Source organism: Chryseobacterium subflavum, assembly GCF_055762745.1.
In genome coordinates, this window is record NZ_JBVTMR010000007.1 from 115,945 (window position 1) to 138,504 (window position 22,560).

The following is a 22,560-nucleotide window of genomic DNA, read 5'->3' on the forward strand; positions in this document are numbered from 1 at the left end:
GATATGGCAGCTTCCATCCCATATAAGGTACAGAGCGGTGAGACGTTACAGGATATAGCCAAAAAATTGGGTATCAAAGACTGGACTAAGCTCAAACAATACCATGATCAAAATGCAGGCGCTGACCCAAAGGTTCCGAATGTTCCCTATCCGGGGTTTAATCTCCTGACTCCGTCAAATGAGGAAATATATGAGATGAATGGAGAAACTCCTCCACCCGACCCTGCTGAAGAACAAAAAAATGCCGAACAAAAACAAGGAGAGGAAAAAAAGAAGGAAGAAGAGCAGAAAAAAGAAGAGAACGCTGCTAAAAGTGATCACGATGGAAAATACTTTGTCGTACATAATGCAAAATGTGTTTGTGATAAAGCTGAAAATCCAAAACAAACCGCTGACCTTCAAGTAACCACTCATAAAATAATTGTTCTTAATGACGATAGCAGTAAGCTGGCTGCTACGGAAGAGGACAAAACCTTCAATCCACCGGTAGCAACCTTCGGAAAATGTACCCTTAAGCCCTCTGCCGGAGGCAACCTGCCTTGCGCTTTGGCTCCAGCACCCAAATGGAGCAAAACCTATGAAAGCACACAGGTAATGGGCAAAAATACTCTTACAGAAATATCCGAATTGCAATGTATGGTTGGGGGCAAAATAACCATAGACAAACATGGACAGACCGATTCTGTAAGTAACGCACATGCAGATAATACCAATCCCTTAGAGCTTGCCATGGTAAATCCTGCAGTAGCACAGCCTAAGAAAAAAGAGGAATATCCTGTAGTTACTTCTATAACGCTTACAAAAATAGAAAACAGAAAAGATTTTAAAGAAATCGATTCAAAAGGTAAAAAAGATATCATTTATCTTCGAAAAAATGAAGAAACTGATTTCAAAGCCAACCTGAAGAGCGGAAACAAGCAGCTTACCTCCTGGATGATTTACAAGAATCATCAGGGTAAAAAAGAAGACAGGATTCTTCTCAAAGAACAAATCGGAACTGAGTTTTCACAGAGCTTTGCGGAAACAGGCAAATTCAGAGTAGAAGGATATGGGAAGCCTAAAAGTCCTGATTTTGAAAAAGGAAAATATGACAAATGTGACCCTTCATGCTCAATCGATATTGAAGTGGTAGAAAACACTCTGCTCGATATAGAGTGTACATCAGGAGATTTTTCGACAAGGATTGATCCTTCTAAAAACAGAAAATTCAGACGGGGTGTTCCTTCTGTCTTTAAAGCTAAATTTTTTATTCCTGATCTCACTGAAGAAGAAAAATCAAGACTTACATTATCTTTACTTGATGGAAGCGGAAATGTTGTTACGGATGCTGTTCAAGATGGAGATACATTGACGTTTACTCCTCAAAATACCCAGGCAAAATATACTATTATCGCCCGGTATATAAATGATACAGGAAGCATTATAGAAAAACAAATGTCCGGAGAAACTGAGGGTAATGCTGTAATCGGAATAAGCCATGGTGCTGAAGTAGTAAGACCGGGAACCGCCATGTCATTCAGTGTTTCGAAAATGAAATATAACTTCGGAAACAATCCTCTTTATGACCTTACTTCAGATGAGTCTTCAGAGATCAAGTGGAATTTAAACGGAATATTACAGGGCACAGGTAAAAGCATTACAATACCTGGCAATCTGCTTATGGTGCCTGGAAAATATGTTGTGGAAGCCTATAGCAAAGTTGCCAACGCTACGGGAAAACGAGCAAAAGACGAAGATGACGACTGGCGCTTCGAAGTAAAAAATAATGTGGTCACCGAAATAAAATATGATAAAAAACCAAAAGTTGGAGTCAATATTTTATTTGAAATAAGCAAGATGCTTATTAAAGATTACAATGCTTCAAAAGACGGACCTATTATCTGGAAGATCACAGGTCCGGTTACGGCAGGAGGCACAGGTGAAAAATTTTCATATAAGTTTTTAGTTCCCGGAAAATATACTATCAATTGCAGTATGGGAGGTAGAAATTGTGAAAAGCCTTTATCTTTGGATGTTATTCAGCCCAAAGTAATTGCGGATACTGCAAAATGGATGGATAATGACGGAAGCAGCGGGAATATTATAAAAGAGGCCGGCTATGGCCAGGATATATCTGCTTATGTAAGATATGAGGGATTACAAGGTGAGGAAGTAAAGCTGGAAGTATACGATAATGACAGCACGGGAAGTAATATTATTTTTGAGAAGACAGGAACTTTAAATGAAACTGCTACAGCGGTTTACTGGCCTTTCACGTTAGATGACTCTATAAAACATAAAATAGAAAGCAAGGGAGTAACTAAAAAAGGAGAATTGTTCTTTAAAATGAAATCCACAAACCCCTCGCTCATCATTCAGGATGCAGATAAGGCACTCGCCTCTTCTCTTATAGTTTCTGATGTTCCCAAAATCGTGGATGCTTATTTTTGTGATGCATCAGACACTGAGAAAAGATACAACTCCCCCATCACCACTCCGCTCTATTTTAAAATTTACGCCATCAATATGGTAGACAAAAATGTTGAGGTGCATTTTATTACAAAATCAGACATATATTTCGGAATAGCATGGAGTCCTAGACAATGGAAAGACTGGAAAGACGTAAAAGAAAAATTTTCTAAAGAGACTTTTTTCAATACACAAACAGGCAAAATCAATAAAAAAGGTGAGCTTATATTAAAAGTTGATCCTGCGAAATTAGGAAAGCCTAAAAATTATTTTAAAATTTCCGCCATTATCAAGGTAACAGAAGGAGAAGGAAAAGAAGCCAAGGAAAGGGCAGTGTATCTTGATCATTCCGATATGGCTATCTTATATGCAACTGCCAGCCTTCCTAATATGGTAGAAAACAAAGCTGCGGTAAAAGTTGGAAGAGAATCCTTATCAACAGGAAAAAATGAAGACGGAGTATGTGAATGTGAAGCAAAAGTAAGAGCATTCATGAGAATGCTAAGGGTGGGTGAAGGTACACAGGATGAAGGAGGTTATTCAAGAATTGTAGGAGGAAGTACATTAAAAGATCATGGAAAAGATTTCAGTGACCACCCTAAGGTAATGGTCTGGATAGATCAAATAAATGACTATTCTTCAGCCGCCGGAGCCTACCAGATTACAAAAAAGAATTGGCAGGATAATGGTTTTGCAACATGGAGAACCAATCATGGTATCACAGATTTTTCACCTGAAAGCCAGGATAAATATTGTGTATACCTGATTAAAGAAAAGAAAAAAGCATTAGATTTAATTAAGAAAGACGATATCAAAGGAGCCATCAGTAAGTGTAGAACTGAGTGGGCAAGTTTACCGGGAGCAGGATATGGTCAAAGAGAAGAAGCACTTGATCATGTTTTGAAAAAATATGAGCAATTCTATCAGGAAGAATTAAAAGGGCCAACAAATCATTTACATCTTAAAAAAGGATTTCTCAAAGAATTTGGTGAAAAGTGTTGTGACGAAGTTAAAGCAGTGGCAGGAGATATTAATAAATACAAAATTGATGTAGATAAATACACTTGCCCTAAGGTTATGAAATGCGATACATCTAAAAAATACCAATATGATATCTATGACAATAACCAATTAGTGAAAACAATTACACTGGAGAAAAATGAGCATAACCTATTACCTTTTCCAGAGACAGGACCTAATTGGGGTAGATTCGGAACGAGAGACAGAGGAGGCGATAACTGGGTTGCGGAAGATGTATGTGCAGCATTATTAGGATTCTTTTATTCATTACCTAAAAATAATTTTTCTGAAACCTTGTATTTCAATGATATATCTGCAAATGATGGACGAAATATAGGACACTCCGGACATAATGAAGCAGGAAATGACATCGACATAAGATATCCGGGTAGTTCAAACGGTGGCCAAACTTTATGGAGTGATGCAAAAGAAGCCTATAAAACAGAAGAGAAATTTATTGAAGTTTTGGAAAATATACTCCTGGTGGGAACCAAATGGGGCTTTAATAAAAACTATGCTTATAAAAAAGATATCAAGCATACTACCGGTAAGGCGACTTCAGTTCACCAGGATCATTTCCATTTAGGATTAAGATAACAAATATGATAAAAACAAATTTTTCCCTTTATACACTCATAGCGTTTGTTTTATTATTTTTTAATAATTTTAAAAGCCAGGAGAAAAGAGCGCTAAATTATCAGAATGATGATTTAATACAAACTATTGGGATAGGTCTGGTACAATTAGTAAAAACGGATAAGGATATTGTTCTGTATACTGATAAATCCTTATCTCATATTAAAATAAAAAAAGCACAACCAGGAAAAGATATTATTCCTCTTCTTAATAAGGCAGATTATGGTATTCTTTTCTTCAGCTGTGTAGAAAAAAATGATAAGTTTTACAAGGTAGTAACATCCAAAAATAATTATGCCTATATAAAACCTTCAGAAAACTATTTATTTTATAGCTGGAAGGATTTTTTGGAGAATCAGATAACTAGTATTGAAACGAAGGATCCTAAAAAAAATCCTCCGCGTGAAGCAATTAATGGCAAAATACTAGATATAAAAAACTGGAAATCTGATGATGAAATCGAAGTACTGAAAATCCAGGACACTTGGTTACAGGTTAAAAACATAACCAGAAATAACCAAATATTTTGGATCGAATGGCGCAGTAATGATCAATTAAAAATATACTTAAACCTTTTAATGTAAGAATGAAAACAACCCTATTAAGTATTATATTAACTTCCATTTTCTTTATAAATTGCAGTAAGCCTACCCCTGAAAAAGGACAAGGCTCAGGAAACCCTACAACAGAAAAAAAAGAAGTCAAAACATCTAAAAATGAAAATTTTGATTTTAAGGTTAGTGTTGCTGCTAAAGATGACGAAAACAGACCTGTTCAATTAAAAATTAACATCTTTAAAAATAATAAGGATTTCCAGGAAATCATGTATACACCAGGGACGTGGCCTGTCGTTGAAGATTCTTTGAGTTTAAACAGAATTAATTATTTCTTATCCGGAGAAAAAATAAAAGAAGGAATCGAAAACTATCATGATTTTATCATTGCTGATTTTAACTTTGATCAGCTTGAAGATTTTGCCATTCTGTATGACTCCGGAGGCAATGGTGGACCTGTATACTCTTACTTTTTCCAGGATAAAAATGATAGCACATTTAAAATGAATAAAGAATTTCCTTTAAACGAAGGAGCCTTTCCAAAAATTATAGATAGTAACAATAAAACTTTGACAACCATTGCGCCATTAGGTTGCTGTAAAATAAATACTACCATTTTTCAACTAAAGGAAACCAAGTGGAATATTCTGTCTTCAAAAGAGCAGGATATGAAACGTTAATAAAATATATCCCTACTTGTGTTTTTTTTTCATAAATTTAGTTTCTAAAACAAATTTAAGATGAAACAATTTATAACCTTAATGAGTCTGGGCGCCCTACTGCTGGTAAGTTGCAATGCTCCCAAAAAAGAAGCAATAGCAACAGATAAAGCTTCTCAGGGAAAAAATGTAAAAATCGAGTTTACAGGTACAGACAATGTAATTCCCAAAAATGCAAAGCTTAAAGTTAATTTGTATGGGGTACCTGCTAATATGGCTGATGTACCGGCAACCTTGATCGCAGAGAAAGAATATTCACAGGAAAAAATTCCTTTTACCATTGAACTTCCTGTACCTAACAACCCCGAAAGTCTAATTAAACCGGAAGTAAAGAAAGGAGATCCGGTAAAATATTACGTTACGATTAATTGGGATTCCGATGGAAACGGAGTTGAAGATAAAGGAGATATCGTTATTGATTATGATAAAAAATTTCCAACCATCGATATTAATCAAGACCATCAACAAATCTTTTTAAAAGTATCAAAATAGAAACATCATATTGTAAAAATAAAAAAGAGTGAACTTGGATAAGGTTCACTCTTTTATATTTAAAGCTATTAAGTCTTATGCATCTGCAGCAGGAACAAAAACTCTTTGAGCTAATTCCTGATCAAAAAGATATAATGCCGAAGGATTATCACAAACCATTTTGATTTTAGTAACCAATTGAGATGCGCTTGCCTCTTCCTCTACCTGCTCATTAATAAACCACTGTAAAAAAGAAGTTGTTGCAAAATCCCCCTCATCATTTGCATTCTTTACAATATTGAAAATACTTTTAGTTACTATTTTTTCGTGTTCAAGTGCTTTTTCAAAAATATCTGTTGCATTATCAAACTCATGAGGTGGTTTTGGAATTTCTCCGATAATGATTTCTCCTCCTACATCATTTAAATAATCAAACATCTTATCTGCATGCATTAATTCTTCCTTACTCTGAACCCTGAAATAATTGGCAATCCCGTCAAGATCCTTACTTGAAAACCAAGCAGACATTGAAAGGTAATATTGTGCGGCATATTGTTCGTGGGCTATTTGTTCGTTGATTAATTTTGCAATTTTTTCGCTTACCATAATAAAAGATTATATTCAAAATTACGGAATTAAAGCCCGATTTCAAAAAAATTAATGAAAATTAATGTAAAAAGGACGGAATTACTTCCGTCCTCAACACATTAAAAAAACACAATTATAAACTATCAATTTGCATTCGCAGTACCTGCAGGCATCGGCTTAACCATCATTTTTCTGTCTTTCATTTCTGCCTTTCTTTTTTCCATTTTAGCTTTTCTATCAGCCTGCCATTTATCATACTGCTCTGGAGTTAATATCTTTTTCATATCCGCATCCATTTGTGCTCTTTTGGCTTTCATTTCCTCCATCTTCGCTTGTCTCTCTCCTTTATTCTTTTCGAAATCAGCCATCATTTCCGCTTTTCTCTTAGCCTGAAGGTCTTTAATCTGAGCAACCTGATTCTGGTTTAGATTAAGATCTTTCTGCATCTGATCCAGGCGCTCCTGTTCTCTTTGTTGCATTTTTTGCTGCATTTCAGCCTTTTTTGCCTGCTGATCCTGTGGAGTTGTTTGTTGAGCCATTGCAAAGCTTCCCATTCCGATAAAAGCTATTGCTAAAATTAATTTTTTCATTTTTTATATCTTTAATTAATTGTTATACATCTTTTTGATAATCAAACAAAACAGAAGTTAAATGAAAATATTCATAAAAAATGTTAATTTAAAGTATAAAAATCATAAAATAAAAACATAGCATTAAAAAAGGACAGATTATAAAAACCTGCCCTTCACACCACTTAAATATAATATATGAAAATTAATTATTTGCCAGTTTTTGTCTGAATCCGGAACCTCTGTTGTCGTTTCCATTATTTTGCTTTCTAAAACCGGAGTTTTCAGTTCTTTGTTGTCTGAATCCTTCTCCTCCTCCGTTCCTGAAACCATTATTGTTTTCTCTTCTCGGTCCATTGTCCCTTACGGCATCCTGATTTCGGTTTGTACGGAATCCACTGTTTCCGGATCTTTCTCTGTTTATATTATTATCACTTCTGAATCCGCTATTATTTCTAACATTGTTATCCTGATTCCTGAAACCTCCCTGACTTCTGAATCCATTGTTTCCTTGATTTCTGTTGTCATTATCTCTAAAGCCAGAGTAGTTTCTAGTGGAAACAACTTTAAGAGTAGGATTATCCATTCTTCGGAATCTTGCCCTATCTACTCTATAAACATTGATGTTTATATTTCTGTAACGTGGCATCACCGCATATCTTGGAACATAATAGCTTCTTCTGTAGTTTTGAAAGTAAACAATAGGACTTGAGCCGTGATAGTAATTGTTTTGGAAAACAACGAAAACCCTTGGTCCTAAAATTCTTTGCATTGCATAAAATCTATCATAATACCATCTGTCCGGATTGTACCTGTAGAAGTTATTCCAGCTTGCAAAACTGGAGTAAAGATTATTCAGATATAAGATCTGATCAATCTGCCACCGGTTTAATCTGTTTTGAGCAAAGAATACATTCCAGTTTACATTGATGATACTGTTCCTGTAATCATTGTAGTAGCTTTGGTAATAAGCATTAGGATAATAGTCCTGAGGATAGTTGTAATAGTAATCATCAGGGAAATAATTCTGATCGTCCTGGTTGCTGTAGTATCCGTTATTATTATCATACCCATCATCATCCCATCCGTTATGTGGATACTGCTGGCCGAACGACAAAGTCGCCAAACCCAGTGCAAATCCTAAAAGTATATTTTTCATCTCAATAGCGTTAATTGGTTAATATATAGTAGAATATCTCTATTCTATTTCTTTGATACGAATAAAAAAAAGAAGTTAAATCTTTTCATTCAACTTCTTTTAAAATATCATTAATTAATTGATAATCAATTGTTAAATCTTACTTCCGACCACTATCTTTTACCCAGTGACTGATTTTTTCATTAAATGCAGTTTTGTCCATTAAGCTTTCTAGGTTCAAATGCATGCGGTAACGCCAGTAATGAGGAAAAACAGCAGGATCATTAATTCTTTCATTATCCATTTCAGGGTTTACAAGCTCTTCATCAGTCGCTAAATATTCCTGAAGAGGAAAAACCGCCAGCATAGCATCATTGTACAAATGCTGCTTCATAATGATTTCCGCCAAATAAGCGTTAAGGTCTTTTGGAGCCTTTCCATATTGTATCAGCTGATTATTAAAATATTTTTGAGTTAAATCCGGATCCTCCTTCCACCATTGCCGTAAAGTTGAGCTATCATGTGATGATGCCGTAACCACATTCATATAATTTGCAATTTTGGGATTATAGAATGGAATATCATCCGAAGGCATACGCTGGACTTTTAGAGCTATAATACCGAGCTCATCCATCACTACAGGCACACAAGCAGGAACCATTCCTAAATCTTCCCCACAGATCAACATTTTTGTTGCGTTAAGTATCATAGGTAATTTTTCCATGGCCTTTTCGTACCAAAGGTGGTCTTGCCTTCTGAAAAAATAGTCATGATACAAATTATAGATCGAATTCTTCTCCCAATCAGACAAATAAAAATAAGAATCCGTATTGTATACATTGAATCTTGGATGATACACAGTTTTCCCATTTCTCTCTTCTGTCACAAACAAAACATTTGCGCAAAGAGAAAGAAGCCTTTCTTCCAAAAAGGAATTCTCCTTATTTTTTTTGAAATAGTCCGATAATTTCCTTTGTGTATCAAACTCTTTTTTAAATGAGTACGTTCCATCGGCATTCTTATTTACAAACTCCAGAACCTTACTACTCTCGTCTGCAAAATACTTCCATAAAATATGGTCATTAACAAAAGGCTTACAATACCGCTCAAAATTAAAAGGAATGTTCAGAGCTTTAAATTCCTCAGCTACTATAGGAACAGCTGGATAAAAATATCCGAGTATACCTTGAGTGGCGGATATGGGCATTCTCCATATTCTGAAAAAGCCTAAAATATGATCTATTCTCATGGCATCGAAATACTGCTCCAAAGCTTTAAACCTGTTCTTCCACCATCGATAATCATCTTTCTTCATGGCTTCCCAGTTATAGGTTGGAAATTCCCAGTTTTGTCCCAGTTCAGTAAACTGGTCAGGTGGTGCCCCAGCCTGGAAATCCATTCCAAACAGTTCTGGTTCAGCCCAGGCTTCTACAGAATACCTGTAAATACCAATAGGCAGATCTCCTTTTACCGAAACACCCAAACTATGAATATGATCTATAGTTTCCTTCAGTTGTTTATGAAGTTGATACTGAACCCAGGCATGAAGCATCGAATCATCATAATCTTTACTTTTTGCAGAAAAAAATGGGGCAATTTTTCCGGCAATATATTTTTTGTGTGTTTTCCAGTTATTAAAGTTGGGCGTTTTATATTTATCCCTCAATACACAAAACGCACAATAAGGAATCAGCCAGCCTTCATTATCTTTTATAAACTTTTTGAAATTTCTGTCTTTATAAATCTTGGTCTTCTGCAAGCTAAAAACAGCTTTCAGAAATTTCCATTTGCCGGCAATTACTTTTTCATAATCAATCAATTCTAAAGCATTCAATTCTTTTTTTTCTGACTGATATTCTTCAACTAAATCATCAGGTAAAGCATAATCAAGATTTTCCAGTGAAATATATTGTGGGTGTAAAGCATAAACAGAAACAGCGGCATAAGGATAGGAATCCGTCCAGGAATAATTAGCTGTAGTATCATTAATAGGCAGAATCTGAATAATACCAAGATCAGTCTTTTGTGCCCATTCGGCTAACTTTTTCATATCAGCAAATTCCCCTACGCCAAACCCATCTTCACTCCTTAAAGAGAATACAGGAACTGCAACTCCTGCATCATGGTACATCTGATAAGATTTAAATTTAAAATAATGGTTGGCAAGGACCTGTAAAACATCAGGCTGAAGATTAGGAACCGTAAATCTATTCTCACCAGTTTCTACGTCGACAACTTTCTGTAAACTTTTATCGTAAATACAATATTTATACTGTATAAATTCATTTTCAGGAATTTCCACTGTTGCTTCCCAAACTCCAAAGTCAGTTTGGGATAAATGAATTACCCTTTCATAATCCCAGCTACCTAAAGATTCAGTGTTCCCAAAAAGAACGACTTGCCAGTCCGGGTTATAAATAGGAGCTTCAATCCTGAATAAATGAGTATGCTTTTTGAGAACCGTAATTTTCTCCGGAATAAACTGATTAAGTTTATTATAAAGAATTTTATTGTTGAGATAGTTTTCAGGAAAGTTCTTATTATTCCACTCATCAAAGATTAAAAATTCTTTATAATTATGAGGAAAATTCAAATGATGGGATACAAACTCTTCCCTCAGGACATTCCCTCTTTCATTGATATGTTGATATTTATAAGAAATAGATTTTGAGAAATAATCCACCTCACATTTCCATAAACCGTTTTCTGTGTAGAACATTTTATGAACTTTAGATGCAGCTCCTTCTTCTTTGATCACCAACTGTAATCCTTCTCCAATTTGCGCGCTGTATCCTACATTAAAGTATAATTTCATCTCTATTTTTTTATAAAAATACACTATAATCTCGAAAAACAAAACTTATTCAAGATCAAATATTCATTAAAAAAACCTTTTCAGTCACTTTGAAAAGGTTTTAAAATCATAAAAATTCAGGATATTATTTAGTGACAATAATCTTCTTATTTAATAATATTTTACCTGAGTCTTCTGTAAGATTTACAATATATGCTCCGTCCATTAAATTATTCAGGAATACTTTTTGGTTTAAGGCTCCTCCTTTAGCAGATATATTTTGTTTCATCACATTTTTACCAGACATATCAAACACATTAAGTATAATATTTTCTTTGATCTTTTGATCATTTATATCTATTGTAATAAAATGCTCGTTAACCTTTGTAGGATAAATATCTACGCGGGTTAAAACATTTGAGCTTACGGATTTATCGTTTACAAAATACTTACTTGCCAGGTCATAAATATGCAGATTCAGATCTCCGGGGATTTTATCCGCGGTTAATGTCTGCATATCCACCTCATACAATGGGGCCCCCTTTGCACTTGCAATCACCACCTTTCCTTTTGAATTAACAGCAGAACCATTCACTGAATAATTTTCAGGTAGACCGGTGATCTTCCCTATAAACCTTGCCTTAAGTTCTTTTTTCAGAATCTTAAAGACATTTCCTGATGTCGAAAAAACATAGAAATTACCGTCTGCATCAGCAATCATATCTCCACCAAAACCTGTTTCAATAGTTGTAAAAGAATTCTTTCCGTTGGATATATCATCTTTAATAATTCCCAGGTCATGAACCGAATATTGATTACCTGTTCTGGTAATTTGTAAGAATTGGGTTCCTGCATTATTAATAGCATAAACATTTCCCTCGTATCCTGTCGCCATTCTCGTTATATGGGAATTAATATCACACGCAGTTACTCTTGTTACGTTGTTTTCTACCAAAGTAATTTCTTTGGTTTTATTGTTTAAAACATACACATTAGAAGAAAACATCGGCATGTATATCAGATTATTTCCCGACGGATCATAAGCTAAAGCAGCCATTGTTGCAGACTGGGCATGGTTATAAGAGTTTTTATCCTCAGTAACAGATCCGTTTCTCGAATGTGAAAATACTTTTGCCATAGAATCTGCTGTCAACATAGTTTCACCGGAAGTTCCATTGATAACATCCAGGGCCCGGAAATCATTAAAAATAATGCTCGAAGTATCTTTTCCGGTAAGTGCAAAGAAATCTTGCTGCCCGGAAGCTTTCACTCCTAATAACAGTAAGATGACAGGGAATAAATATTTTTTCATAATTAATAGGATTTATTATCACTAAGTTACATATTTTCTAGATTAAATAATAAAAAATACAATTATTTAAAAATTTAATAATACATCAGTAGCTTTAATTAGCATATTCATTAAATCTAATATTTATTCAAATAAAAAAATCCCACAGATTCTACTGATTTGAACAGACATTCTATTTGAAAGCTGCGTAATCCGTAAAACCTGTGGGAGGTAATATGTAAAAAGATCTACTTTTAATTCAAAACATAAGTAGTTCCATCTCTTCCATCTTTTAGCTCTATTCCTTCAGCAAGTAACTTATCCCTGATCTGGTCTGAAAGCTCAAAGTTTTTAGATTTTCTGGCTTGATTTCTTAATTCAATCAGAACCTGTAAGGTCTGATCAAGCTTTTCATTATTATTTTCTTCAATAGGCTGTAGGCCCAAAACATCAAAAATAAAAGCATGTAAAGTAGATTTTAAATCAGCAAGATCCTCAGTAGAAATAGTTTCTTTCCCATCATTCAAAGCAAAAATAAATTTCACCGCTTCAAACAAATGCGCGATCAGTATTGGTGAGTTAAAATCATCTGTCAGCGCGTCATAAGCCTTCTCCTTCCACTCTTTAAGATTGAAACCTGATTCTTTAATATCATCCGGCACAACAGAATTCAGCACTTTTACGGCTTCCATCAGCCTGATAAATCCTTTCTCACTGGCAATCATAGCATCATTAGAAATGTCCAGGACACTTCTGTAATGAGCCTGAAGGAAGCAAAATCGTACGATTGACGGGTGAAAAGGCTTCTCAAAGAAATCATTTTCACCGGAAACCAGCTGCATCGGCAGGATATAGTTTCCTGTTGATTTACTCATCCGCTGGCTGTTCATAGTTAACATATTGGCATGCATCCAGTAATTAACCGGAGCTACATCATTGCAGGCTTTACCTTGTGCAATCTCACATTCATGATGTGGGAACTTAAGATCCATTCCACCACCGTGAATATCAAATTTCTCACCGAGGTATTTAGTACTCATTGCAGTACATTCCAGGTGCCATCCCGGAAAGCCTTCTCCCCAAGGAGAATTCCATCTCATGATATGAGCAGGCGACGCTTTTTTCCAAAGTGCAAAATCCTGTGGGTTTTTCTTTTCCCCTTGCCCGTCCAGATCACGGGTATTAGCAAACAGTTCTTCTATATTACGTTTTGAAAGTTCCCCGTAATTCAATCCTCTTTTATTATACTCCAGAACATCGAAATAAACAGAACCATTACTTTCATATGCAAAACCTCTTTCAATTAACTTTTGAGTCAGCTCAATCTGCTCTACAATATGCCCGGTCGCCGTAGGCTCAATATTAGGAGGCAAAAGATTGAACATATCTAAAACTTTATGAAAATCCACAGTATATTTCTGTACGATCTCCATAGGCTCTAATTTTTCAAGACGGGTTTGCTTTACAAACCGGTCATTATCTACATTCCCATCATCAGTAAGGTGTCCCGCGTCTGTAATATTTCTAACATATCTTACTTTATACCCTAAATGCATTAAAGTACGGTAAATAAAATCGAAGGAAAGGAACGTTCTTACATTTCCTAAGTGTACATTGCTATAAACCGTCGGGCCACAAACATACATCCCAATGTTTCCTTCTAAAATAGGTTTGAAAATTTCTTTTTCAGCAGTTAGCGAATTATATATTTTTAATTGCATTGATTTTAAAATTAAAAGATTTAATGATTTATAATTTAGTTTAAAGTTTTAGTATTAAAAGATTGTGACCTTTTAACAAAAGCATTTCTGGCAACAACAAATAATTGTGGTTACAAAAATTTTATCTGAAACTTTTTTAAATTTTATCATTATTAAATTGTTTTTAAATGGTGCTGCAAATGATCCATATAATCCTGAATCAGATACTCCAGCGTATACACTCTCTGCTCTGTCTTTGAAGTATCACAATTTTTATGCAAAACCTCATCCGGCATATTTTCAACAACATTCACGATCTGAAGATTGAGATATTTCCAAAGATTGATCACGTCAGCTATCGGAATATTTTGATAGTTCTGAGCTTTCACCCAAAAATTCTGATCGTACACTATATTTTCATTTTCCTTGTATTGGGTAACCACAAATCTCCTGATATTGGTTAGTGCACTATCACAAAGATGACCTAAAATTTCTTTTTTGGACCACTTATCAGCAGAAAATTTGTAACTCCATTCTTCTTCAGAAATCATCCCAAATCTTTTCATCTCCGACTCAACGGTATCTTTTAAAATCTGATAATCCATTTCGATTAATCCAAAGTCGTATGGCTTCCTACATAGTGCAGGAATTCCTGTCTGGTAATAGGATTAGTCCTGAATATTCCACTTAATTCTGCCGTAATCGTAGAACTTGCCGTATCTTTAATTCCTCTGCAGTTCACACAAAGATGTTTCGCATCAATGATACACGCTACATCTTTTGTTCCCAAAGCTTCTTTAAGGGCATTTACAATTTGCATTGTAAGTCTTTCCTGAACCTGAGGTCTCTTTGCATAATAGTCTACAATCCTGTTAATTTTTGAAAGACCAATTACCTCACCATTTGAAATATAGGCAACATGTGCCTTTCCAATGATTGGTAAAAAATGATGCTCACAGAACGAATATACTGTAATATCTTTTTCCACCAACATCTGGCGGTACTTATATTTATTGGAAAAAGTAGAAATTCCCGGTTTGTTTTCCGGAAGTAGTCCACCAAAAATTTCATTCACGTACATTTTTGCAACACGTTTGGGAGAATCTTTTAAGGAGTCATCCGTCATATCCATTCCCAAAGTTTCCATAATTTCCCCAAAAAGCTGGGTAATCTTTTCTATCTTTTCCTGTGGCGATTTATCAAAAGCATCTTCCCTTATAGGCGTATGTTCTTTTCCAGTGAAAATATCATCGTCGTTATCAGTAAAATCAACCATTTTTTATAATTTGCAACAAAAATACGGATAAAATCGATTCATTGATTTCAATTGAAACCAAAAACATTATCTTTCACCCTCTATTTTTATAAAATTTATGATTATTGTTGAAGAAGTACAGGATCAAGAACAAAAAAAAGAATTTCTGCAGTTTCCAGCTGTACTTTATCAGCACGATAAAAATTACATCAGACCTTTAGACAAAGATATCGAAGAAGTTTTCGATCCCAGTAAGAATAAATTTTTCAAAACCGGTGAGTGCCAAAGATTTTTGTTTAAAAATAAAAACAATCAGACTGTTGGAAAGGTCGCTGTTTTTATCAATACTTTCTACAAGCAGGATCAGCCAACCGGAGGATTAGGTTTTTTCGACTGCATTAATGATCAGGAAACAGCTAATTTTATTTTTGATTATTGTAAAAACTGGCTGCACGAAAGAGGTATGGAGGCAATGGATGGACCTATTAATTTTGGAGAAAGAGATAAATTCTGGGGTCTCCTTTCAGATGGATTTTCACCTCCCTTATTTGGCATGAACTATAATTTTCCTTATTACAAAGATCTCTTTGAAAATTATGGATTCAGGTTATATTTTGAACAGCTCTGCTTTTCAAGACCTATTTTCGCGGACGTTTCACGGGTATTTAGGGTAATGCATGAAAAGCACCGCCGAAATCCGTCCATCTCTGCACAGCCTATGAAAAAAAATAATCTGGAAAAATTTGCAAAAGATTTCACGGAGGTTTATAATAGTGCCTGGGCAGCGCATGGAGAAGGAAAAAGACTGGAAGAAGGCAAGGTGCTGAAAATGTTCAAAACTATGAAACCTATTATCAACGAACATATTTCATGGTTCGTTTATGAAAATGAAAAGCCGATTGCCATGTGGATGAATATTCCGGACGTGAATCAATGGATCAGATACCTCAACGGAAAGTTCGGATGTATAGAAAAATTGAAGTTCCTTTGGTACAAAACATTCAAAAAAAATGAAAAAATGGTCGGATTGGTTTTCGGCGTTATTCCCGAATGGCAAAGGAAAGGAATCGATGGATATATGATCTGGGAAGGAACCCAGCATCTGAGAAAACATACAGATTTTAAAGTAACCGAGCTTCAATGGATCGGAGACTTTAATCCGAAAATGATAAAAATTGCAGAAACTCTCGATACTACTGTGACCAGAAAGTTAATTACCTATCGGTATCTTTTTGATAGGAACAAACCTTTTGAAAGGCATCCTATACTTTAGTTCTATTTCAGAACGTTTCCAGAAATGGAAACTGATGGCTTTTTTTAATGTATTAAACTCTGCTATAATCTCCTGAACATTTTTTTTGGAGATAAACAACAATCTACTTAGCATTTTTTTGCTAAAAGCCCATTCCATTCTATGAATATTTTTCAAAATTTTAAAAATCCAGATTTATTTTTTTCTTTATTTTTTTAAATAAATTACAAATACAGACCAGAATATCAAATTGTTACGTGTTTTAAATCTACATATAGTGAACATTTTATATGTTTGCAAAAACACAAATAAAATTTGATCACTGCATGAAAAATAATTTCCCCTATACATTTTAACAGATAAAATGTATTTCTAATGACTTTCCATTTTTAAAGGTTTATTCCCTTTAATTTTTTATGGACTTAATCCTTTTAATGATTCTGATTCAAAAATCAGGACCATCTAACCATTATACCCAAAAGTATATTTAAATCTACAACTATCGTAATAAAACATCCAATAATGAAAAAAAGTTTACTCACTGGCATTATTTTATTCACTCAGTTATATTTTGCACAGCAGGCCGCTAATCTTCAGGTTCAGGATACAAGAAATGTAAATCCACTTCCATCTGAATATAATCGTGAATTTAAAGCTGAATTTAAGGACAGAGCTATCATTGAAGCACCCGGCGCCGGAAAATTTTCAGGATTACTAACTATAGCTCCATGGTCAGGAAATTCAGGAAATAAAAATCACCAGATCAATTTTAATGATGGAGGTGTATTTTATAGAAATGCTCTCCCGAATGATCCCAAATGGAGCAAATGGGGCAAATTTCTTATCGAATCAAGTGAAGGTGCAGTAGCCATCGGAGGTCCAACAGACCCTAATATTGCTTTTAAAAACTATGGAAGAGCTCAATTTTACACCAATATCAACAGTGATGGTGTTCAGGTAAGAAGTACAGTACAAAATGTAAGTTCAGGAATGGACCTGATGTGGCTTGTATATGACCACTATCAATCTAATGATGTAGGATTGCTTACACTTTCTTCTCCCCATACACAAGGGGATTGGGCAAAATACGTGTTCACTGTACGAGCAAATGGTAAGGTCCTTATCGGAACTTCATGGAATAATACTGCACTCTCCGCCTGTAGTGACTGTAATGAATATCGCTTATTTGTAAAAGACGGAATAAAAACAGAAAAAGTAAAGATTGAAGTTCCTTCTACCAATGGATGGGCTGATTATGTCTTCGGGAAAGATTATCACCTTCGTTCGTTGGAAGAAGTCGAAAAACATATTGAACAAAAAGGGCATTTGCCCAATATTCCTTCCGCTGAAGAAGTTGCAAAAAACGGAATCAATGTGGGTGAGATGGACGCCAAGCTACTGGAAAAAATTGAAGAGCTGACACTATATTCTATTGAACAAAACAAACAATTAAAATTTCAATCTGAAAAAATAAAGCAACTAGAAAAACAATTAAAGTCTCTTTTTTCAGGAAAAATCAAGTAAATGCAACTTATGAAAAGAAAAATATTTTCCTTCTCTGCCTTACTTATGGGATTCTTTGGTTTTTCGCAAACTGAAGTTTATTTCAAATACGATGAGGCTGGAAACCAGCGATATCGTGGTACTAATAACACGAGTAAAAAGGCTTCAGATGAAACAAAGAAAGAAAGTCAGGAAACCAGAACCATAGCTCCGTTGCAGCAAAATCCAGCCATGGATGAAAAAACATTCTGGAAACAAATCAGGCTTTATCCGGTTCCTGTGAACGATATTCTTACTATAGACTGGACCAACGAAGCAGATGGTCTTATTGAATCTGTAGCACTATATCAACACAACACCATCAACTGGAAATTCCGGAAGCAAAACATGCCTGATCTTAATAAAGAGATTAAAATCAATATCTCCGGCTACGATTGGGGAGTATATATCCTTCAGTTTACCTTAAAAGACGGAAGAATCTTCAGCAGGAATGTTACAAAAAGGTAGTTGTTTAGACAAGAAAAATTAAGTATTACTTATTATTTTATCATCTATGAAATTTTTATACTCGTTTATTATTTCATTCTGCTCACTATTGGGCTTTTCACAAACAATTCTATATCAGCAGGAAAACGCCTCACGAACAGTACAGGACCCACAGGCCATACTACTGGCACAGGGATTCAAAGCAGCTGCGGATACCTCAAATCCATTTGTGGCACAGATTGGACCTGCTACAGAAAATCCGGGAGGAGGTCCAACAGATTCTAATGCAGGAGCAACCAATCCATACGGCACAACTGCCCCGGAAGGACAAAGCTTCCATGATACGAAAGGAAATATTGAAGTATCCGAGTCAGGTCAATTACAATTTACCCTGCCAATAGCTTTGCCTCCCGGGATAAAAAGTGTAGCCCCACAAGCTAATCTTATTTACTCCAGTGGTTCCGGAAATGGAATTGCGGGATATGGATGGAGTTTATCAGGAATCACCTCGATTTCAAGAACTGGAAGGAATATGGAAAAAGATGGTGAGATTAAAGGAGTTCAGTTAGATGAGTCGGATTATTACAGCTACAATGGACAAAGACTGATCTTAAAATCCGGGGAATACGGAAAAGATGGCTCAGAATATGTGACGGAAAAATACTCTAATATTAAAGTAAAATCAATAGGAACAATAACCGGGCAAGCATGGAAAGGACCATTATATTGGGTGATTACTTTTGAAGACGGATCTCAAGCCTGGTATGGAGCGACCACTTCAGGAAATAGTCCGGCAAGAACTCCGGTAGACTACAATATTGTAAAATGGAAAGATGCTCAAGGTAATTATATTAGCTATCAATATACTCAATCCAATAATGTAGCCATCATTTCAAATATACAATGGGGAGGAAATGAAAATAGTAATACCGCTCATTTTAATACTATTTCATTTAATTATGAAGCAAGACAATTGACAGAGACTTCTTATCTTAAGACACAGAGCTTTATCCAGTCTAATTTACTAAAAGACATTACCGTCCATACCAATGGTCTCTTATTTAAAAAATATAAGATTCTCAATGAGCTTAATAGTGATAATAAATATCAGCTGGTAAAGTCGATTACTGAGCAGAATGCTAAGCAAGAGTCTGCCAATCCTATACTTTTCACCTATGAAAATGCCACGGTGAAAGATTGGAAAGAATCCCGAATTTACGATGTGAATGGAGATAATAAAGGAATTAATGGAGATTTTGATGGGGATGGAAAAGTCGATGTATTAAGAAATGAAGGAACCAATATTATTTTATATAAAGATGTTTTTGGAAATAATACCAAAGTACCTGTTGGAAGTCTTGCTTACATGAATGCCCAAATCTGGTCATCAAGTACTTCTTTTACCATAAAAAATACACAAAACCAGTTATTAACACGACAAGGTTGGGTTACACTAGAGCAAAAAACAATTAATGGAACTCTAAAAAAAGATTTAATCATACGTGGGTATTCTGTGAACGATGATAATCAACTTATAGCAGAGTTTGAGAAAACTTTATCTGGAGACAAATATGATTATTCTTCATCCAATGATTACGAATATGCACCTTATCCTAATAACCCCTCCTATACTATAACTTTAAACAGCTCTCTAAACTCAACTCTTGAAGCAAGTAAAGAACTTGATCTTGACGGAGACAATCAGTCTGAACTGATCTTGAAAATTACAGATATGTATTGTAACGATGAGGTAACTAATAATCCGGATCAGGATCAAACATTTCCTATCATTGATAGGAAGTGTAATAATAATTCCAGAACGATGATTGTCTCTCTGTATGATGATATGCAAGTTTCTCATGCGGGAGGGGGAACAAAATCTTTATTTGAGTCATTAGCCGGAGATTTCGATGGCGATGGTGTCCTTGAGTTTATTTCTTATAATGGGTCCATAGAGAGTTATAAAAAAGGGCAAAATGGCTTTACTGCAACAATAAGAAATATATCTCGCCTGGAAGGCGTTTTTGACAGGGCTATTGTAGGAGATTTTAATGGAGACGGAAAAGCGGATTTAATGATTCCTCAAGCAGACAAATCATCTCATTGGAACTTATATATTTCCAATGGAGTGGGTTTTATAAAAGAAGTAAAAAATAACCTGGCCTATTTTACCTTGAATTACGAAACGAGTAAGGAGGGAGTGCATAATACGTTTTTCGAATCAGGGTGTAGGTATGCCACGTTTACGGGGCAACTTTTTGCTGCTGATGATTTAGACGGAGACGGAAGATCAGAATTCATTGCAACTACTGTTTCTTTTGTTGATCATAGTTGGAACAATCATTTTAACTGGGAAAATACCAGCGTTTCCTCAAAAGTTTTTACTACAGCAAATTCTAATGGAGTACCTATCGTATTCACTCAACATGGGCCGACAAAGAATTTTTATTTTAATCAGGTTGTCGTTCCTTTTGCAACAACAACGATGTATAGAGATGGAAAGAAAGTCATTATTCTTGGGAAACCTCAAAACTGTGGCAAAACCGATTGTGAAAGGTTTATTTTTCTTGAAGCTAATGGCTTTAGAGATACCGGCACTTACTCAAGAATTTCTTCCATTGTGCAAGGAGATCTAAGTACAAATATAGAATACAAGGAACTGAACCCCTCTACCAATCCCAATCTTTATACTTCAGTAAAAAAAGAAGAATACCCTTATATTGAGGTAAATAAATTTTCTGGATTGTATGCAGTATCACAACTACTTCAGACCACCAATAACGGAGTCCGTAAACAAGATTTCCGTTATAGAGGATTTGTAAGTCATTTGCAGGGTCGGGGAAGTATTGGCTTCCGCCAGACCGCCCGTTCTTCGTGGTATGCAGATGGGTTTGAAGCTACCAAAATCTGGTCCGGAGTAGAGATCGATCCATTGAATGAGGGCGTTCCCGTAAAAGAATGGTCTATCCGTACCAATAACGAAAATTTGATCTTCCCCGCCAACATCTCTGAAAACAATACCCAGCTTTTAAGCTTTAAATCAACCATTTACGAAAGACAACAACTGGTAGACGGACAGGTTACAACCAATATTACGGAGGCAAACCGGCATAAGGTAGTGGTAGCCATTATACCTACGACTAATAAAATCAAGGATTTTTTAACCAATACCCTTACAGCAAGCACGATTATCTATGGAGATTATTATCTTCCTGCAAAAAGGGAAACCAGAATCAACAATAACTTTGCTATAACTACTTCAACCTTTGACTATTTCCATAATCCATCAGGAACAGGAACCAATTATTACATTGGTCGTCCGAAAATTAAAGAGGATGTTGTACAGGCTTATGGGGATACCAAAAGAACCAAAGAAGAATATACCTATGAAAATAACCTGTTAAAAACACAGATCACCTGGAACAGAAATAATACCGAATCTATAACAGAAACCTATAACTATGATGCCTTCGGAAATATTACAAAAAGGGCAATAAGTAATAGTATAGATTCACGGATTCAGAATACGGAAAGCAGGTATGATCCTAAAGGCCGTTTTGTGGTAAAAAAAATGGACAATTTAGGTCTTGAAACCAATATTGTGTATAATGACTGGGGGCAGATTGAAAAGCAAACCGATCCATTAGGCAATACCTTAGAAAATAAATATGATGGATGGGGTAAACTCTTAACCTCCAAAACCAATCTGAACGGAATCACTTCTTATCAATATGAGAGAGATAGTAATACTAATATTACGATGACTCAAAATGATCCGGATGGGAATATAACTAAAAAGTATACCAATAAACAAGGCCAGGAATATAAGACTTCCACTAAAGCCTTTGGACAAGGGCAATATATTTCTAAAGAAACTCAATATGATATATTGGGTAGAAAAATCAAAGAAAGCGAACCCTATTTTGAAGGTCAATCAGCCAATCAGTGGAATAGTATTTCGTATGATGATACTGTATTTCCAGCTAAGATAACGGCGACCTCATTCAATGGCAAGAAAGCAGAGACTTCTGTTTCAGGGCTGACCACAACGGTCAAAGAATTGAATGGCTATGGAAGAACAACCACCAAAACAACAGATGCCTTAGGAAATGTAATTTCAAGTACTGATAAAGGAG

The 22,560-nt window shown here is 35.2% G+C and carries 16 protein-coding genes; 8 read left to right on the forward strand and 8 right to left on the reverse strand.

The window, feature by feature from the left end:
* The first annotated feature begins 3 nt into the window (after positions 1-3).
* Genes AC0INN_RS21570 through AC0INN_RS21585 form a run of 4 tightly spaced genes read left to right on the forward strand, consistent with a single transcriptional unit; the run spans position 4 to position 5,869 of the window.
* Positions 4-4,065: a PAAR-like protein gene (locus AC0INN_RS21570; RefSeq protein ID WP_306615052.1), complete on the forward strand. Its 4,062-nt coding sequence runs from the start codon at positions 4-6 to the stop codon at positions 4,063-4,065.
* A gap of 5 nt (positions 4,066-4,070) precedes the next feature.
* Positions 4,071-4,688 carry a hypothetical protein gene (locus AC0INN_RS21575; protein ID WP_273650595.1) on the forward strand — a complete coding sequence of 206 codons (618 nt, stop codon included), beginning with the start codon at positions 4,071-4,073 and terminating at the stop codon, positions 4,686-4,688.
* A gap of 2 nt (positions 4,689-4,690) precedes the next feature.
* Complete coding sequence (locus AC0INN_RS21580) at positions 4,691-5,338, forward strand: XAC2610-related protein (RefSeq protein ID WP_273650594.1); 648 nt, start codon at positions 4,691-4,693, stop codon at positions 5,336-5,338.
* A 60-nt stretch (positions 5,339-5,398) separates the two neighbouring features.
* Positions 5,399-5,869 carry a hypothetical protein gene (locus tag AC0INN_RS21585; protein WP_172284364.1) on the forward strand — a complete coding sequence of 157 codons (471 nt, stop codon included), beginning with the start codon at positions 5,399-5,401 and terminating at the stop codon, positions 5,867-5,869.
* Positions 5,870-5,944: 75 nt separating this feature from the next.
* Here AC0INN_RS21585 and AC0INN_RS21590 read toward each other — a convergent pair whose 3' ends face one another.
* The 8 genes from AC0INN_RS21590 to folE form a co-directional block, all read right to left on the reverse strand.
* Positions 5,945-6,454, reverse strand: coding sequence for a ferritin (locus tag AC0INN_RS21590; protein ID WP_172284366.1), 510 nt, complete (start codon positions 6,452-6,454; stop codon positions 5,945-5,947).
* 125 nt (positions 6,455-6,579) lie between these two features.
* A complete protein-coding gene (locus AC0INN_RS21595) occupies positions 6,580-7,026 on the reverse strand; it encodes a hypothetical protein (protein WP_273650593.1) in 447 nt (148 codons plus the stop codon).
* Positions 7,027-7,210: 184 nt separating this feature from the next.
* A complete protein-coding gene (locus AC0INN_RS21600; RefSeq protein ID WP_273650592.1) occupies positions 7,211-8,164 on the reverse strand; it encodes a hypothetical protein in 954 nt (317 codons plus the stop codon).
* Between the two features lie 139 nt (positions 8,165-8,303).
* On the reverse strand, positions 8,304-10,958 hold the full coding sequence (locus tag AC0INN_RS21605) for a 4-alpha-glucanotransferase (RefSeq protein WP_306615056.1): 2,655 nt from the start codon (positions 10,956-10,958) through the stop codon (positions 8,304-8,306).
* A 124-nt stretch (positions 10,959-11,082) separates the two neighbouring features.
* A complete protein-coding gene (locus AC0INN_RS21610) occupies positions 11,083-12,249 on the reverse strand; it encodes a T9SS type A sorting domain-containing protein (RefSeq protein ID WP_306615058.1) in 1,167 nt (388 codons plus the stop codon).
* Between the two features lie 233 nt (positions 12,250-12,482).
* Positions 12,483-13,949, reverse strand: a complete 1,467-nt coding sequence (cysS, locus tag AC0INN_RS21615; protein ID WP_306615061.1) for a cysteine--tRNA ligase — start codon at positions 13,947-13,949, stop codon at positions 12,483-12,485.
* 152 nt (positions 13,950-14,101) lie between these two features.
* Positions 14,102-14,533 carry a DinB family protein gene (locus AC0INN_RS21620; RefSeq protein WP_273650588.1) on the reverse strand — a complete coding sequence of 144 codons (432 nt, stop codon included), beginning with the start codon at positions 14,531-14,533 and terminating at the stop codon, positions 14,102-14,104.
* Between the two features lie 5 nt (positions 14,534-14,538).
* Complete coding sequence (gene folE, locus AC0INN_RS21625; protein WP_172284379.1) at positions 14,539-15,204, reverse strand: GTP cyclohydrolase I FolE; 666 nt, start codon at positions 15,202-15,204, stop codon at positions 14,539-14,541.
* A gap of 97 nt (positions 15,205-15,301) precedes the next feature.
* Between folE and AC0INN_RS21630 the strand changes: the two genes are divergently transcribed.
* The 4 genes from AC0INN_RS21630 to AC0INN_RS21645 form a co-directional block, all read left to right on the forward strand.
* Positions 15,302-16,456: a hypothetical protein gene (locus AC0INN_RS21630; protein ID WP_306615064.1), complete on the forward strand. Its 1,155-nt coding sequence runs from the start codon at positions 15,302-15,304 to the stop codon at positions 16,454-16,456.
* Between the two features lie 501 nt (positions 16,457-16,957).
* Positions 16,958-17,959: a cell wall anchor protein gene (locus tag AC0INN_RS21635; RefSeq protein ID WP_306615065.1), complete on the forward strand. Its 1,002-nt coding sequence runs from the start codon at positions 16,958-16,960 to the stop codon at positions 17,957-17,959.
* 9 nt (positions 17,960-17,968) lie between these two features.
* The gene (locus tag AC0INN_RS21640) at positions 17,969-18,445 is read left to right on the forward strand and encodes a T9SS type A sorting domain-containing protein (protein WP_306615068.1); all 477 of its coding nucleotides are present in this window, start codon (positions 17,969-17,971) and stop codon (positions 18,443-18,445) included.
* A gap of 46 nt (positions 18,446-18,491) precedes the next feature.
* The coding region (locus AC0INN_RS21645) for a SpvB/TcaC N-terminal domain-containing protein (protein WP_306615069.1) at positions 18,492-22,560 on the forward strand (4,069 nt) is incomplete at its 3' end.